This window comes from Candidatus Omnitrophota bacterium (genome assembly GCA_041653595.1).
Lineage (GTDB): Bacteria > Omnitrophota > Gorgyraeia > Pluralincolimonadales > Pluralincolimonadaceae > Pluralincolimonas.
In genome coordinates, this window is sequence record JBAZFB010000010.1 from 8,936 (window position 1) to 23,588 (window position 14,653).

General features: G+C 53.1%; 11 protein-coding genes, 1 tRNA gene and 1 pseudogene. All 13 read right to left on the reverse strand.

What is annotated here, in order from left to right; genetic code table 11:
• On the reverse strand, positions 1 to 371 hold a 371-nt coding region (locus tag WC317_05175), incomplete at its 3' end, for an amidohydrolase family protein (GenBank protein MFA5339518.1).
• Between the two features lies 1 nt (position 372).
• Complete coding sequence (locus tag WC317_05180; GenBank protein MFA5339519.1) at positions 373 to 1,311, reverse strand: aspartate carbamoyltransferase catalytic subunit; 939 nt, start codon at positions 1,309 to 1,311, stop codon at positions 373 to 375.
• A 2-nt stretch (positions 1,312 to 1,313) separates the two neighbouring features.
• Positions 1,314 to 1,862 carry a bifunctional pyr operon transcriptional regulator/uracil phosphoribosyltransferase PyrR gene (gene pyrR, locus WC317_05185; protein MFA5339520.1) on the reverse strand — a complete coding sequence of 183 codons (549 nt, stop codon included), beginning with the start codon at positions 1,860 to 1,862 and terminating at the stop codon, positions 1,314 to 1,316.
• A gap of 250 nt (positions 1,863 to 2,112) precedes the next feature.
• Complete coding sequence (locus WC317_05190; protein ID MFA5339521.1) at positions 2,113 to 4,212, reverse strand: glycoside hydrolase family 2 TIM barrel-domain containing protein; 2,100 nt, start codon at positions 4,210 to 4,212, stop codon at positions 2,113 to 2,115.
• A complete protein-coding gene (gene lpxA / locus WC317_05195) occupies positions 4,164 to 4,970 on the reverse strand; it encodes an acyl-ACP--UDP-N-acetylglucosamine O-acyltransferase (protein ID MFA5339522.1) in 807 nt (268 codons plus the stop codon). Before lpxA ends, WC317_05190 begins: the two co-directional genes overlap by 49 nt.
• Positions 4,963 to 5,655 (reverse strand): 16S rRNA (cytidine(1402)-2'-O)-methyltransferase, encoded by a 693-nt coding sequence (gene rsmI, locus WC317_05200; GenBank protein ID MFA5339523.1) that lies wholly within the window; start codon positions 5,653 to 5,655, stop codon positions 4,963 to 4,965. The genes lpxA and rsmI overlap by 8 nt, the downstream gene beginning before the upstream one ends.
• 2 nt (positions 5,656 to 5,657) lie before the next feature.
• Positions 5,658 to 7,486, reverse strand: a pseudogene (gene glmS, locus WC317_05205) (glutamine--fructose-6-phosphate transaminase (isomerizing)).
• Positions 7,487 to 7,490: 4 nt separating this feature from the next.
• Positions 7,491 to 8,099 (reverse strand): carbohydrate binding domain-containing protein, encoded by a 609-nt coding sequence (locus WC317_05210; GenBank protein MFA5339524.1) that lies wholly within the window; start codon positions 8,097 to 8,099, stop codon positions 7,491 to 7,493.
• A gap of 25 nt (positions 8,100 to 8,124) precedes the next feature.
• Positions 8,125 to 8,201 (reverse strand) — tRNA-Glu (locus WC317_05215).
• Between the two features lie 15 nt (positions 8,202 to 8,216).
• Positions 8,217 to 10,664 carry a DNA gyrase subunit A gene (gyrA, locus tag WC317_05220; GenBank protein MFA5339525.1) on the reverse strand — a complete coding sequence of 816 codons (2,448 nt, stop codon included), beginning with the start codon at positions 10,662 to 10,664 and terminating at the stop codon, positions 8,217 to 8,219.
• A gap of 23 nt (positions 10,665 to 10,687) precedes the next feature.
• A complete protein-coding gene (gene gyrB / locus WC317_05225; protein ID MFA5339526.1) occupies positions 10,688 to 13,150 on the reverse strand; it encodes a DNA topoisomerase (ATP-hydrolyzing) subunit B in 2,463 nt (820 codons plus the stop codon).
• A 3-nt stretch (positions 13,151 to 13,153) separates the two neighbouring features.
• On the reverse strand, positions 13,154 to 13,453 hold the full coding sequence (locus WC317_05230; GenBank protein MFA5339527.1) for a DUF721 domain-containing protein: 300 nt from the start codon (positions 13,451 to 13,453) through the stop codon (positions 13,154 to 13,156).
• A gap of 3 nt (positions 13,454 to 13,456) precedes the next feature.
• The gene (gene dnaN / locus WC317_05235; GenBank protein ID MFA5339528.1) at positions 13,457 to 14,557 is read right to left on the reverse strand and encodes a DNA polymerase III subunit beta; all 1,101 of its coding nucleotides are present in this window, start codon (positions 14,555 to 14,557) and stop codon (positions 13,457 to 13,459) included.
• Between the last annotated feature and the right edge of the window lie 96 nt (positions 14,558 to 14,653).

Below are 14,653 nucleotides of genomic sequence, written 5' to 3' on the forward strand. Positions count from 1 at the left end.
GCTGCGGGATAGATGTTAATGAGCCCCGTCTTCGAGGCCTCGGAGAGGATATATTCCACGACGCCCTTATTGTCTATGACGGGGTTTGTGTTCGCCATACACAGGACCGAAGTAAATCCTCCCTTGAGCGCAGCCCTTGAGCCGGTGACAAACGTCTCCTCGTCTTCCCTGCCCGGCTGCCTCAGGTGGACATGCATATCTATAAGCCCGGGGAATACCAGTTTCCCTTTGCAATCAATGGACTTGGCGCCGTTCGACTTGATATTCTTCCCTACCTGCGCTATCTTATTGCCCTTTATAAGGACGTCGACTTCCGAGTTGAGATCGTTCGCCGGATCGACCACATGTCCGCCCTTCAGGATGATATCCATGTCATTCGATCCTCTCTTTTACGCCTGACACCAGGTACAGGACCGCCATCCTCACCGCGATGCCGTTCGTCACCTGCTCGAGGATCACGGAATAGGGCCCGTCAGCCACCTCAGGGGTGATCTCGACGCCGCGGTTGATAGGCCCGGGGTGCATTATAAGGACGTCTTTCTTCGCGTATCTCAACTTCTCAGCGTCAAGCCCGAACTTCATGGCGTATTCCCTTATGGACGGGAAAAGGCTCTGCCCCTGGCGCTCGAGTTGTATCCGCAGCATATTTATGACATCCGCGCCCTCGATCGCTTCTTTAATATCATATGTCACTTTCACGCCGAGCTTTTCTATCTCCGGCGGCATAAGCGTCGCCGGCCCGCAGACCGTGACCTTCGCGCCGAGTTTGGTCAGTCCCCAGATATTCGACCGCGCCACCCTCGAGTGGGCGATGTCTCCTATTATCGATACGTTCAGCCCGGCGACTTTCTTCTTGTGTTCCTTTATCGTGAATATATCGAGCAGGCCCTGGGTCGGATGCTCGTGCGAGCCGTCGCCCGCGTTTATTATCGACGGCGAGACCGACTCTGCCAGGAGTTGCGGCGCCCCGGAGGCCGAATGCCGCATTATTATGATATTTACCTTCATCGCCTCTATGTTCCTGGCCGTATCCTTTAATGTCTCCCCTTTGGTCAGGCTCGAGGCGCTCGTCTGGATATTGACTATATCGGCGCTCATGCGTTTCGCGGCGAGCTCAAATGAGGTGCGCGTCCTGGTCGACGGCTCGAAGAAGAAGAGGACTACGGTCTGGCCGCGGAGCGTCGGGACTTTCTTTATCGGCCTCTGCGATATCTCCTTGAACGAGTCGGCGGTCTCGAGTATGAGCCCTATCTCATCCGCCGAGAGGCTCTCAAGGCCCAGAAGGTCTTTTTTCGTCCACTTGACGGCCATATCTATTCCTCCATTTCGGCGACCACTACACCGTCTTCGCCGTCTGCTTCTTTTATCTTGACCTGTACCGTCTCTTTCTGCGATGTAGGTATGTTCTTCCCCGCGTAATCAGCCCTTATCGGCAGCTCGCGATGGCCCCTGTCTACCAGCACGGCCAGCTGTATGCTCTTCGGCCTGCCGAAATCTATCAGGGCGTCGAGCGCGCATCTTATCGTCCTGCCGGTATAGAGGACGTCATCCACCAGGATTATGACCTTATCATGTATATCGAAATCTATCTCGGTCTTATGGACAACAGGCTGTTCCGCGACGTCGGTAAGATCATCCCTGTAAAGGGTTATGTCCAGGGCACCTACCGGGATCTCCCGGTTGACTATGGCTCCCATCTTCCGGGCAAGCCGGTCGGCAAGCAAGGCGCCCCTTGTCCTTATCCCCACTATCGCGAGCCCTTCGACAGATTTGTTATTCTCGGTTATCTCATGGGCGATACGCACCAGGGCGTTCTCGATCTGTCCGGCATCCATCACTTTTGCCTTCTCGCGAAGTTTCATAACCCCCTCCGGGCGACAAAGTGCCAGTCTTTACGAATTTTGGCAACGAAGTGCCAGTCTTCGCAAATTTTGGCAATAAAAAGGCCTGTTCCCGGCTCTTTGCCGAAAACAGGCATAATATGCTTTTTCGTATAATTACAGCTCATCTTCCTCTCCTTTTCCGGCCTCACTGGGCCAGATTAAAAGGTTACTAAACGTAAAATATAGCATGCGGCTGCCTTATTGTCAAGGGCTAATTTCAGGAGGATACCTACGGAGAATACCCGAGCGAATCGGTCGGTATCGAATTGAAGAGCTTGGAGACGACCTCGAACCCGGGTTTGGGTTTCCTGTCCCACGTCAGGATGCCCCAGTATTCTTCGATATTCGGGTCCTGGACAGAGGGATTGCCGCCCTTCCACCACTCGTCTGTCCATTCAAATATTACTATGCCGGCCAAGTCGCTGCCGATGGCCTCCATCTGTGTTTTCAGGGCTTTGTCCTGGGTCTCTTTCTTGACGAAAGTGCTGTATCCGGTCTCGGTTATGAAAATAGGCTTATTGTATTTCTTGGATATCGCTTTCATCTCTTTAACGACATCTAGCGCGTTTTCCTTCCCGCGCCAATTGAAGCCGTGCCCTCCGATATAGGCGTTGCAGCCGATAACGTCCAGGAAATCAAACCCAAGGTCGAACCCCTTTACTTTGAGAATGTTGGCCGCCGTCACCGGGCGGCTCTTGTCCGCGGCCTTTACCGCGAGATATATCTCTTTCATGAAATTATTTACCTTGTCGAACCCGTAGCGCGGCACCGGATTGCCCGGTTCGTCATAACAGAACGGCGCGTCGTTCCATATGCTCCACATGAGGATACAGCGCCTGTTCCTGTGTTTTTTCACGACGTCCAAGGCCATTCTTTTGAGGGCTTTCAGCTCGACGTCGGACGCATAATCGGTGTAGGCGGAAGGATAGATGACCTGCTCTATTATTTTGAGATCGTATTTCTCGGCCAGGTCGAGCAGCGCGTCGGGAAGCGGCTCGTATGTCCTTATCGTATTTATCCCGGCCTCCTTCATCATCCTGAAATCGTTCTCGAAGACCGAGAGTGGTATTTTAGAGAAACACCCGTCGACCCCGGGCGGGAGCCCAGGGGCGCTTATCCCGTAGGCCACACCCTTTATGAAAAATAGCGAGCCGTCGGCGTATACCCTGTTATCCTTGATGACCACGCCCCGCTCCGGTATCCTTCTTGGTATCAGGACCTCTGGCCCTCCCGGCTCCTTCTTTACGATCACTTTCTCGACTTTTTCTCTTTCGGCCGCCCGCTGCCTTTCCAGCTCTTTCTGCTTCTCTACCTCTTTGGCGCGCTGTTCGAGGCGGATGCGCTCTCGCGCGAGTTCCGCGATCTCCTCTTCGGAGGGCGTCTCCATGGAGGCGATCAGCGGACGCTTAAGCGTGATGACACCTGTGGGGACTTCCACCCTGACCGAATCGGCAGTCTCGAGGATGACTTTCCCGACGACCACGCCGCCGGCGGCAAGGGTGACCTTTACCGGCTTCGATGCCTTTATCTCCTCCAGGACCTTGAGCTGGCCTTCGAGCGCTTTTTTACCGTCAGCTACCCTGGAGAGCTCCTTGTTCAGCTCCTCGGATTTGTTTTTCGCCGAGGCCAGTTCGGCTTCAAGCTTGGCTATCTCTTCCGGCTTTGCCTGGGCTTCTGCTTTCGCCGCTTCAAGCTTCTTCTCCAGGTCGATCCTGCTCTGCTCGAATCCTTTAAGTTTCGTCTCGAGTTCGTCCCGGCTGGTCCTTAATTCTTCAAGCGATGAGGCTAATTTTGAGCGTTCGGCCTCTATGATCGCTATCTTCTTCTCCGCTTCCTTCCGCAGCGCTTCTTTCTTTACGACCTCGACCCTGGTCACCGCGACTGCCACGGCCAGGATGACTATCGCCGCCGCGACCAGGACCGGCTTGAATTGCAGCAGCCTGGCGTGGTTTACTATGCCTTTTCTTTCTTTATCGGAGATCTGCTCATAGTAAATACCGATAAGGTACTTATTGGGCCGGCCTTCCGATATCTTCTTTAACCATGCCGCCTCTGCTACCGCGGCGATCGGCTTGGCCGAGAACGGCATATTGATCTGCAGGCGGAGTTTTGCGGATTTATTCTTTAACTTTTCGGCGAGGTCGTCTTTGAGGTTGTTGACCTCGAGGCACATGCCGCCTTCGCTGACGTCCCTCGTGAAGGCCTGGTGGAATTCGGAGTATACCTCTTTGTCGTCGAGGCTGACTATCTCTAACTCGACGGGAAAGACCGTGCTAAGTCTTATATATCTTCTGCGCTCGATGCCGCTTCTGTCTTGCGGTGTTTGCATATTCCTCTTTCCGATCGTTTGACGAATTCGACCATGTGAGCGGCTTCAGGCGTCAATTCCCCGAGCTTAGATATCTCGGATAAGGCCTGTGATACATTAAGACCGGAACGATAAAGCAACCTGTATATATTCTTGATCTGCGCCTTTGCGCCTTCGGCTACCGATGAGCGTTTCAGGCCTACGATATTTAATGAGCACGCCTCGGAATCGCCTTCGATAAGCGTATAAGGCACGACATCCTTGTTCACGCGCGCGAGCCCGCCTATCATCGCGAGCGTCCCTATCCTGACGAACTGGTGCAAAGTGACGTTCCCGGAGATAAAAGCCGCGTCCTCGACATCCGCGTGCCCGGCGACGAGCGCGCCGTTGCATAATACTATATTATTGCCTATGCGGCAGTCATGCGCGACGTGCGAGAACCCCATGAAAAAATTATCGTTCCCGATGACCGTCGCCGAACCTTCCTCCAGGCCGCGGTGTATGCTCGTGTATTCCCTGAAGATGTTCCTGTCGCCTATCTTGAGGAAGCTCTTCGCGCCTTTGAAATGGAGGTGCTGCGGCACATGCCCGATGACCGCGCCCATATGGACTTCGCAATCTTTCCCGATCGTCGTCCCGGAACATATATAAGCGTGCGCGAGCACTTTCGTGCCGTCGCCTATCGAGGCGCCGTCCTCGATTATCGCGTACGGCCCGACTTCGATCTCGCCCAATACGGCCTTTTTGCCCACGATAGCCGTGGGATGTATCTTAGCCACTATCTCCGCCTCTCCTGGGGTTCAACACTATCAGGAATTCGCCCTTCGGTTTCGACTTCTCGAAACGCGCGGCTATCTCGCTCACTTTCCCGCGCAAGATCTCCTCGAATTTCTTCGTCAATTCGCGCATCACGCAGATGCGGATATCGCCGAATATCTCAAGTATATCATATAAAGCCCTCAAAATCCTGTGCGGAGACTCATAAAAAATGACTGTCCGTTTCTCACCCTTGAATTCCGACAGCTTATTTCTCCGCGCGCCGGACTTGTTCGGCAGGAATCCCTCGAAGATAAAGCGGTCTGTCGGCATGCCAGATGTTATCAGGCCGAGTATTATCGCGGCCGGGCCGGGTATCCCGACGACAACGATCCCCTCTTTTATCGCAAGCGTTATGATATGCGCCCCGGGGTCGGATATGCCGGGTGTCCCGGCGTCGGATACGAGGGCAATGTTCTTGCCTTCCTTCAGCAGTTTTATGAGGTAATCGCCCTTGGTTATCCTGTTGTGCTCGAAATAACTCGTCAGCGGGACTTTTATGCCGTAGTGGTCTGTGAGGATCTTTGTATGGCGGGTATCCTCCGCGGCGATGAGGTCGGCTCCCTGTAAGACCTCGACAGCGCGGATAGTTATGTCTTTAAGGTTGCCTATTGGTGTAGCGACTACATAGAGCGTTCCGGATGGCATATTTATTCAACCGTAACCGACTTTGCCAGGTTTCTCGGCTGGTCTACGTCCCTTCCCTTAAGGACGGCGATATAATAGGCCAGCAGCTGCAGCGGCACCACGGTCAGGAGGACAGAGAGCGCCTCTTCCGTCTCGGGGATATATAAAACCGAGCTGACGTGTTTTTTTATCGAGACATCCCCATCCGTAGCTATGGCGATTATCGCGCCGTGCCGCGCGCGTATCTCCTGTATATTGGATATCATCTTGTCATAAGTTAACGACCGCGGCGTGATGGCCACGACCGCCATATTCCTGTCGATAAGCGCTATCGGCCCGTGCTTCATCTCGCCGGCCCCGTAACCTTCGGCGTGGATATACGAGATCTCTTAAGTTTTAGCGCCCCCTCGAAGGCATTTGGATAATTCACCCCGCGGCCGATATACATAAAGCAGGGGAGTCTGTAATATTTTCTTGCGCAGGCCTTGATCACCTCGGCTCCGTCGAGTATCCCGTCCATATGCTCTGGGATCATCTCAAAGCTGTTCAGCACCGCCTTCAGCTGTTTTTGCGTCAACGCGCCGTTTATCCTCCCGAGATACAAAGCCAACAGGATAAAAGTCGATATCTGCGCCGTATACGCCTTTGTCGAGGCGACGCCGATCTCCGGGCCGGCATGCGTATAGATGACACCGTCGGATTCCCTGGCTATCGTTGACCCGACCACGTTGCATATCGATACCACTTTTACGCCGTTCTTCTTCGCCTCCCGGAGCGCGGCGAGCGTATCCGCGGTCTCGCCGGATTGGCTCACTGCGATAAAGAGGCTCTTCTTGCCGTATACCGGGTCCCTGTATCTCAACTCGCTCGAGACGTCCACCCCTACCGGGATCCTGGCGAATCTCTCGATAAGGTACTCGCCGACAAGGCCGGCATGATAGGCGGTCCCGCATGCCGAGATGACTATATTGTCGATACCGCGCAGTTCGGAAGCGGTAAGTTTTATCCCGTCCATCTTTATCCGGCCGCCCGGGATATCGGCCCGGCTTGACAATATCTTGTGGATGACGCGCGGCTGTTCGTATATCTCCTTCAGCATGAAATGCGCGTATCCCCCTTTTTCCGCCTGGGAGATGTCCCAGTCGATATGCGTGTGCTTCTTGATTAATTTTTTGCCATTCAAATCCGTTATGACGACCTTCTCCCTTGTCAGCGTGATCACTTCCTGGTCATCTACAAAGATCACCTTCCTGGTCCTGTCCATTATGGCCGGGCAATCCGAAGCGAGAAAGTTCTCTCCGTCTCCCAACCCGACGATAAGCGGGCTGCCGCATCTGGCCCCGACCAGCTTGCCGGGTTCATCCTTGTGTATCACCGCTATCGCGTACGAGCCTTTCGCGTCTTTCAGCGCGCGGCGGACAGCGTCCTCAAGGGCTCCCTTGTAATATTTTTCTATTAAGTGGGGCAGAACTTCGGTATCGGTGTCAGAAATGAACTTATGGCCTTCTTTTTTAAGTTGGGCCTTGAGTTCTTCGCAGTTCTCTATTATGCCGTTATGGACGAGCGCTATCGCCCTGCGGCAATCATAATGAGGGTGCGCATTTATGTAATTGGGGATGCCATGCGTCGCCCAGCGGGTATGGGCTATCCCTATGGTGCCTCTCAGGCGGGTCTTCTTGAGGCTTTCGTAAAGCCCTTTTATCTTTCCGGGCATCTTCAGAGTCCTTATCCTGTGCCCTTCGAGCACAGCGATGCCGGCCGAATCATACCCCCTGTATTCGAGCCTCGCCAGCCCCTTTATTAAAATAGGGGCGGCTTCTTCACTGCCTATATACCCGGTTATGCCGCACATATTTTCAGTCCGTAGTGAACCTTATCTCGTCTATATAGAGGACGCCGTTCTTGTCATCGACGGTCATGTCGTCGAAGGCGATATCCAGTTCCATCATATTGCTTAAGTCCCACATCGTCCTGGTCGCCTTAAACTGCTCCAACGGGATAGAGAGCCGCTGCCAGTCATCGGTTACCCCGCTCAGCACGCAGGATGAGCGCTGGCCTCTCGCATTTTTTAATTGAATGCTGAATTTCGTGGTAAAGCCTTTGGCCGCGTCGCCTTTTATCAGCATGCTCAGGTTCTTATACGGCCTGAGGTCCAGGTTGTTCAATTTTATGTAGATACCGTTTAAGGCCGGCCCGTTAGCCGCCACGTCATATGTTACCTTGGCGACATGCGAGTTACTGCCCGTTTTCCCCATGACACCGTAGACCTGGATTATCTCGATCGTGGTGCCCTGGCTGTAGTCCAGGGTGTTGGAGGTCCAGGTGCCGATCATCGTCCCTAAATCGCTTATATCGCCCCTTTCAAAATTGGCTACCATGAGGTCCTTGGCAAAGGCGGAAGCGCTTAAGACAAGGATCGCCGACAGGAAAAGTAGCGCTGAGCCGATACGAATCATTCTACCCATTATGACAGCCCTCCTGTTTGTATTTTGGCGTCCCCACGGGGATTTGAACCCCGGTCGCAAGCTTGAAAAGCTCGTGTCCTGACCAGGCTAGACGATGGGGACGCTGTATTTTGCCGGTTACTTGCTCTCCTCCGCGGCTTCCTCTTCTTCGATGACAGAGGCGACCGAGGAGACCCTGTCTTTTGCGTCGAGTTTTATTATCCTTACGCCCTGCGCGGCGCGTCCGGTCGACCGGACGTCTTTAACCGGGCAGCGGACTATTACACCCTTCTCCGTTATGATCATTATCTCGTCTTTATCGGAAACCGTCTTGAGCGCGACGGCTTCTCCGTTCTTTTCGGTGACCCTGATGTTGATGATGCCCTTGCCTCCCCTGCTCTGCGTCCTGTATTCCTTAAGCTGCGACCTCTTCCCGAACCCTAATGAGGTTATGGTAAGTATGGTCGCTTCCGGGTCGGCTACAGACATCGCGATGACCTCATCTTTCTTGCCGAGGGTTATCCCTTTGACGCCCTTGGCTGAGCGGCCCATGTCCCTGACCTGCGATTCCGGGAACCTTATCGCCTTGCCTTCCTTCGTGGCAAGCAGTATCTCCCTTTTGCCGTCCGTCATCTCGACGCCGATAAGCTCATCGCCCTTTTCCAGGGTCATCCCGATTATGCCGCCTTTGCGCGGATGGCTGTATGCCTCGAGCGTAGTCTTTTTTATGATGCCCTGTTTCGTCGTCATTACCAGGAAATTGCCTTCTTTAAATTCTTTTACGGGGATGAAGGCGCTCATCTTCTCGCCCTGCTGCATCTCGAGCAGGTTGATTATCGCCTTGCCCCTCGCCTGGCGCCCGGCCTGCGGCACATCGTAGACCTTAAGCCACAGGACACGGCCCTGGTTGGTGAAGAATAATATGTGCTCGTGCGTGGTCGCGATAAAGAGGTGCTCGACAAAATCCTCCTCTTTTACGTCCGCGCCTGTCACGCCATGGCCGCCGCGGCGTTGTTTCCTGTACGCCGAGACCGGCAGGCGTTTGATATAACCGGTATTGCTTACGGTTATCACGACGTCCTCTTCGGCGATAAGGTCTTCAACCTCGAGGTCCTCTACTTCCCCGACGACATCGGTCATCCTCTCGTCGCCGTATTTTTCTTTTATCTTCAGGACCTCTTCTTTTACTATCTGGTATACTTTCTTCTCGCTCTTTAATATGGACTCATACAGCTCTATCTTCTTGATGAGCTCGAGGTATTCGGCCTCGAGCTTCTCGCGCTCCAGCGCGGTCAGCCTGCGCAGCTGCATCTCGAGTATCGCCTGTGCCTGGATGTCGCTGAAATCGAACTTCTTGATGAGTGCTTCTTTCGCCTCGGCCTCGGATTTCGATTTCTTTATGAGCTCTATTATCTTGTCGAGATTGGCGAGCGCCTTCTTCAACCCCTCGAGTATGTGCGCCCTCTCCTTGGCCCTGGCCAGGTCAAATTTAGTCCTGCGCGTTACTATCTCTTTCCTGTGCGCTATGTAACATTCGAGCATCTGCTTGAGGTTCAACACCTTAGGCCTGTTCTCCACAAGCGCCAGCATTATGATGCCGAATGACACCTCGAGCTGGGTGTGCTTAAAGAGCTGGTTCAATATCACCTGGGCGTTCGCGTCTCGCTTCAGCTCGATGACTACCCTCATCCCGTCTTTATCCGACTCGTCCCGTATATCGGAGATCCCTTCTACTTTCTTGTCGGTGACAAGCTGGGCGGTCGCCTCTATCATGTTCGCCTTGTTCACCTGATACGGGATCTCGGTAATGACAATGGACTCTTTCCCGGATTTCTGCTCCTCAATGCCGGCTTTCGCGCGTATCTTTATCAGCCCGCGGCCCGTAGTATAGGCCTGTTTTATCCCCTCACGGCCGCAGATCGTGCCGCCCGTCGGGAAATCCGGCGCCTTTATTATCTTCATAAGGTCTTTAATGGAAATTTCCGGGTCATCTATTACCGCCGCGATACCCTGCGATACTTCCGAAAGGTTGTGCGGCGGGATATTAGTGGCCATACCGACCGCGATACCTGATGAGCCGTTTATCAAAAGGTTTGGCAGAGTCGCCGGAAGTACGGTCGGCTCCTTGAGTGAGGCATCGAAGTTCGGAACGAATTCGACGGTATCTTTTTCGAGATCTGAGAGCATCTCCTCGGTTATAGCCGCCATGCGCGCCTCGGTATATCTCATGGCCGCCGGCGAATCGCCGTCTACCGAGCCGAAGTTCCCCTGCCCCTCGGCCAACGGATATCTCAACGAAAAATCCTGGACCATCCTCACCAGCGAATCATAGACCGCAACGTCCCCGTGCGGATGGTATTTGCCGAGAACCTCGCCGACGATCCTCGCCGACTTCTTATATGGTTTCGTATGCTCGAGCCCGAGTTCCTTCATCCCGTAGAGTATCCTGCGATGGACCGGCTTCAGCCCGTCGCGTACGTCGGGCAGGGCGCGGCCTACGATAACGCTCATCGCGTATGAGATGTATGAATCCTTCATCTCGTCTTCGATATATACCGGAACTATCTTCTCATTGCGCGCGTACATATTAGAGCTCTGACCCTCCTATCTTAAACATCCAGGAATCTTACTTCCGGTGCGTGTTTCTCTATGAATTCCCTTCTCGGCTCGACAGCGTCGCCCATAAGTATCGTGAACATCTGCTCGGCCTCTACGGCGTCTTCCATCGTGACTTTCAGGAGCGTCCGCTTTTCCGGGTCCATGGTCGTCTCCCAGAGCTGCTGCGGGTTCATTTCTCCAAGACCTTTATATCTCTGGATGCTCATGCCTTTCTTGCCGAGGTTCCTTGTGTATTCAAGGACGGCCTTGAGCGAACTAAACTCCAATTCCTCTTCCTCGCCTTCAAGCCTGAAAGGCGCCTTCTGTTTTTCTTTTGTCTTGCCTTCTTCGGTATGCGGCAGGTAATCCGATGCCGAAAGGCCGAGCTTCTCAAGTTTGGTAAGGCACTTCTCTATCTCCTCCGCTTCATATATTTCAAGCAGGTCGACGCCCTTGCCGTTCACTGCGCCCTTGCCTTCTTCTTTTATCTCAACATCCTCACCGGCCTCTTCTTCTTCCTTGACGAACTTGGCTAGCTCGTCGTCATTATAGGCAAATTGGTCCTGGCCATCCACTTTTACCCTATAAAGTGGCAGTTTTTTGGTCTTTGGATGCCTAGAAATCAGGTATTTTGCTAAATTCACTCCCTTTTTGCCTAACCCGTCGGTAAGATCCTCAAGCTCGACAAGCGCATCCAGGATCTCCTTCAGTTGGGCATCCGTGAACGTATGCTTTTCCTTCATCCTGACCAGCTTAAGCCCTTCCGACCCAAGCTCAAGGAGCATCGAGTTCATCTGGGTCTCTGTCTGTATGTATTCTTCCCTCTTGCCTCTCTTTATCTTGTAGAGCGGCGGTTGGGCAATATAGATATTCCCCTTCTCGAGGAGCGCTCTCATCTGTTTATAAAAGAAGGTCAACAGCAGGGTCCTGATATGCGAACCGTCCACATCGGCATCGCACATTATTATCACCTTCGCGTACCTTAGCTTCGATACATCAAATTCCTCCCCTATCCCGCAACCCAAGGCCGAGATTATCGTCCTGATTTCGTCATTCGCGAGGACCTTGTCCAATCTGGCCTTCTCGACGTTTATGATCTTGCCCTTGAGCGGCAATATCGCCTGGAACCTGCGGTCCCTTCCTTGTTTCGCCGAACCGCCGGCTGAATCGCCCTCAACGAGATAGACCTCGCAAAGCTCGGCGTCCCTTTCGGAGCAATCGGCTAGCTTCCCCGGCAAACCTACGCCTTCTAGCGCGCCTTTTCTCCTGGTAAGTTCTTTCGCCTTCCTCGCCGCTTCCCTTGCGCGGCTGGCCAGGAGGCATTTATCCGCCACCTTATTCGCTATCGAGGGGTTCTCCTCGAAGTAAGAGCTCAGCGATTCGTTAACTATTGAAGCCACCAGGCCCTCGACCTCGGAATTCCCCAGCTTTGTCTTGGTCTGCCCCTCAAATTGCGGCTCCGGTATCCTTATCGATACGACCGCGGCAAGCCCCTCGCGCACATCGTCGCCGGAGAGGGTTATCTCCTCGTTCTTGAAAAATCCTTTATTCTTGCAATACTGGTTTATGACCCTTGTCAGCGCCGACTTAAACCCGCTTAAGTGTGACCCGCCCTCGATGGTATTTATGTTGTTCGCGAAGGAGAAGAGGTTCTCGCCGTATCCGTCGTTATACTGCAGGGCGACCTCCATCTGTATCCTGTCCTTCTCGCCGCTGAAATAGATGACTTTCTTATGGAGCGGGTTTTTGTTCCTGTTCAGGAATTCAACGAAAGATTCTATGCCGCCGGTGAACTTAAATGAGTTCTCCTTGTTAGTCCTCTCGTCCTTCAGGCTGATCTTCAGGCCTTTATTGAGGAACGCCAGCTCACGCAGCCTGTTCGATAAGGTATCAAAGCTGTACTCAAGCTTCCCGGTGAATATCTGGTTATCCGGTTTAAAAGTTATGCGCGTGCCGGTCGTCTTAGATTTCCCGACGACGGTCACCTTCGATGCCGTCTTGCCGCGCTCATACCTCTGGTGGTAAACTTTGCCGTCGCGCCTGACCTCGGCCTCAAGCCACTCGGACAAGGCATTGACAACTGAAACACCCACACCATGCAGGCCACCCGAGACTTTATAGCTCTTATGGTCGAACTTACCTCCGGCGTGGAGCTTTGTCAGGACGACCTCGAGGGCCGATTTCTTCTCGGTCTCGTGCATATCGACCGGTATGCCGCGCCCGTCGTCTATGACCGTAACGCTGTTATTTTTATGCACGATGACGTCGATATTCTGGCAATAACCGCCCATCGCCTCGTCGATGGAATTATCCACGACCTCATAGACGAGGTGGTGGAACCCGCCGACGGACGTATCGCCGATATACATCGCCGGCCTTTTCCTTACGGCTTCCAGCCCCTCCAGGACCTGGATAGTTTTAGCGTCGTACTTTTCCGATTTCACCGTTTTTTCCGGTTTTTCCGTCTTCGCCATATTCTATATCTCCCCTATCCTGAGTTTTATATCTTTGACCGGGCCCTCGCCCAGCTCGCTCTTTATTTTCGCCAGGATCCCGGCTTTCTCCATGGTCAATCTATGGAGCCAGCTCGACGAATCCACATGTACCACCAATACCTCTTCTTTGATATCCACCGGTTTCGCGTGTTTTGCCGCGGCGTCGCCCGCCGCTTTCGCCCAGACAGCGCCGATCGCCCCGGCCTGCGAAACCTTCCCGCCGCCCAAGTTCTTTAAGATGCCATCCAGCACATCTTTGATCGCAACGGGCCGGTTCTTCATCTTCTATTCGGTGCGCACCGGCAGGATTATGTATATGTAATCTCCGCCTTCCGCCCTGATCACGCCGCGCCTGTCCTGCCCGGCGAATTCAAAGTCTACTTCTTCCTCGTTTATGGTCTTGAGGGCATCCATAAGGTAATTGGGGTTGAAGCCGATGGTGAATTCATCCCCGCTATATTCACAATCGACCTCTTCGCGGGACTCGCTGCCGTCCTGCGACGCCTTGGATATTATGACCCTGTTCTTCAGCAGGTCCAGTTTTATCGATTGCGAATCCGGCGTCGCCAAAAGGCTGGCCCTTTTCACGGCCGCATAAAAATTCTCCCTATTCGCCCTCAATTTATCCTGCCCCTGCTTCGGGATGACCTGTTCGTAATTAGGGTATTCGCCTTCGATCAGCCTTGTTATAAGTTGTGAATCGTCCAACTCGAAGGCTACCTGGTTTTCGCTGAATAAGATCTTCACGTCGCCGTCGTCTTTTAAGATCCTCTGCAATTCGGTGACCGCCTTCGACGGGACTATGATCTTTCTCGTGAACCCGGTCGGTTTCGGCGTCTCTTTCTCCACCATGGCCAGCCTTCTTCCGTCGGTCGCCACGACACGCAATTTCTTTTCGGACAGGACAAACAAAACACCGTTCAGGATATACCTGGTCTCGTCCTTTGATATCGCGAACGCCGTAGAGCTCAGGATCGACTTTAATTGCCTCTGGGGGAGGACCAGTGTGTCCTTGTCTGATAGTTCGGGCACTTTCGGGAATTCGTCCTTTGGCAGCCCCATCATTTTAAATATCGACTTATCGCATTTTATGGTGACCTGGTTGTTCTTTTTCGCCGAAAGAGTTATATCTTTATTGGGAAGTTCTTTCACGATGTCGCTTATTTTTTTAGCCGGTATCGATATCGAGCCCTCTTCCTGTATGTCGACTCCGGCTAGTTTTGAAATTACCCCTATCTCGAGGTCCGTGGCTATGAGCCTTACTTTGTCTTTTGACGCTTCGAATAATATATTAGATAAGATGGGCAGCCCGCTTTTTTGTGATACGGCGTTTTGCACGGTCTGTATCCCTTTTTGCAGTGTCTCCCGCGTCAACTTTACTTCCATCTCTTCTCCTTATTTATTAATTAAAAAATAGTAGTAGAAGCAGTAAGCCTTGTTCGCTTGTGGATAACAACACAACGCTTTATACAGCGGCGCATT

Coding starts and splice junctions, on each gene's coding strand:
- gyrA (MFA5339525.1), bottom strand. CDS start 10,664: ATGTACGCGCGCAATGAGAAGATAGTTCCGGTATATATCGAAGACGAG.
- pyrR (MFA5339520.1), bottom strand. CDS start 1,862: ATGAAACTTCGCGAGAAGGCAAAAGTGATGGATGCCGGACAGATCGAG.
- rsmI (MFA5339523.1), bottom strand. CDS start 5,655: ATGCCATCCGGAACGCTCTATGTAGTCGCTACACCAATAGGCAACCTT.
- WC317_05180 (MFA5339519.1), bottom strand. CDS start 1,311: ATGGCCGTCAAGTGGACGAAAAAAGACCTTCTGGGCCTTGAGAGCCTC.
- dnaN (MFA5339528.1), bottom strand. CDS start 14,557: ATGGAAGTAAAGTTGACGCGGGAGACACTGCAAAAAGGGATACAGACC.
- WC317_05230 (MFA5339527.1), bottom strand. CDS start 13,453: ATGAAGAACCGGCCCGTTGCGATCAAAGATGTGCTGGATGGCATCTTA.
- WC317_05190 (MFA5339521.1), bottom strand. CDS start 4,212: ATGCAAACACCGCAAGACAGAAGCGGCATCGAGCGCAGAAGATATATA.
- WC317_05210 (MFA5339524.1), bottom strand. CDS start 8,099: ATGGGTAGAATGATTCGTATCGGCTCAGCGCTACTTTTCCTGTCGGCG.
- gyrB (MFA5339526.1), bottom strand. CDS start 13,150: ATGGCGAAGACGGAAAAACCGGAAAAAACGGTGAAATCGGAAAAGTAC.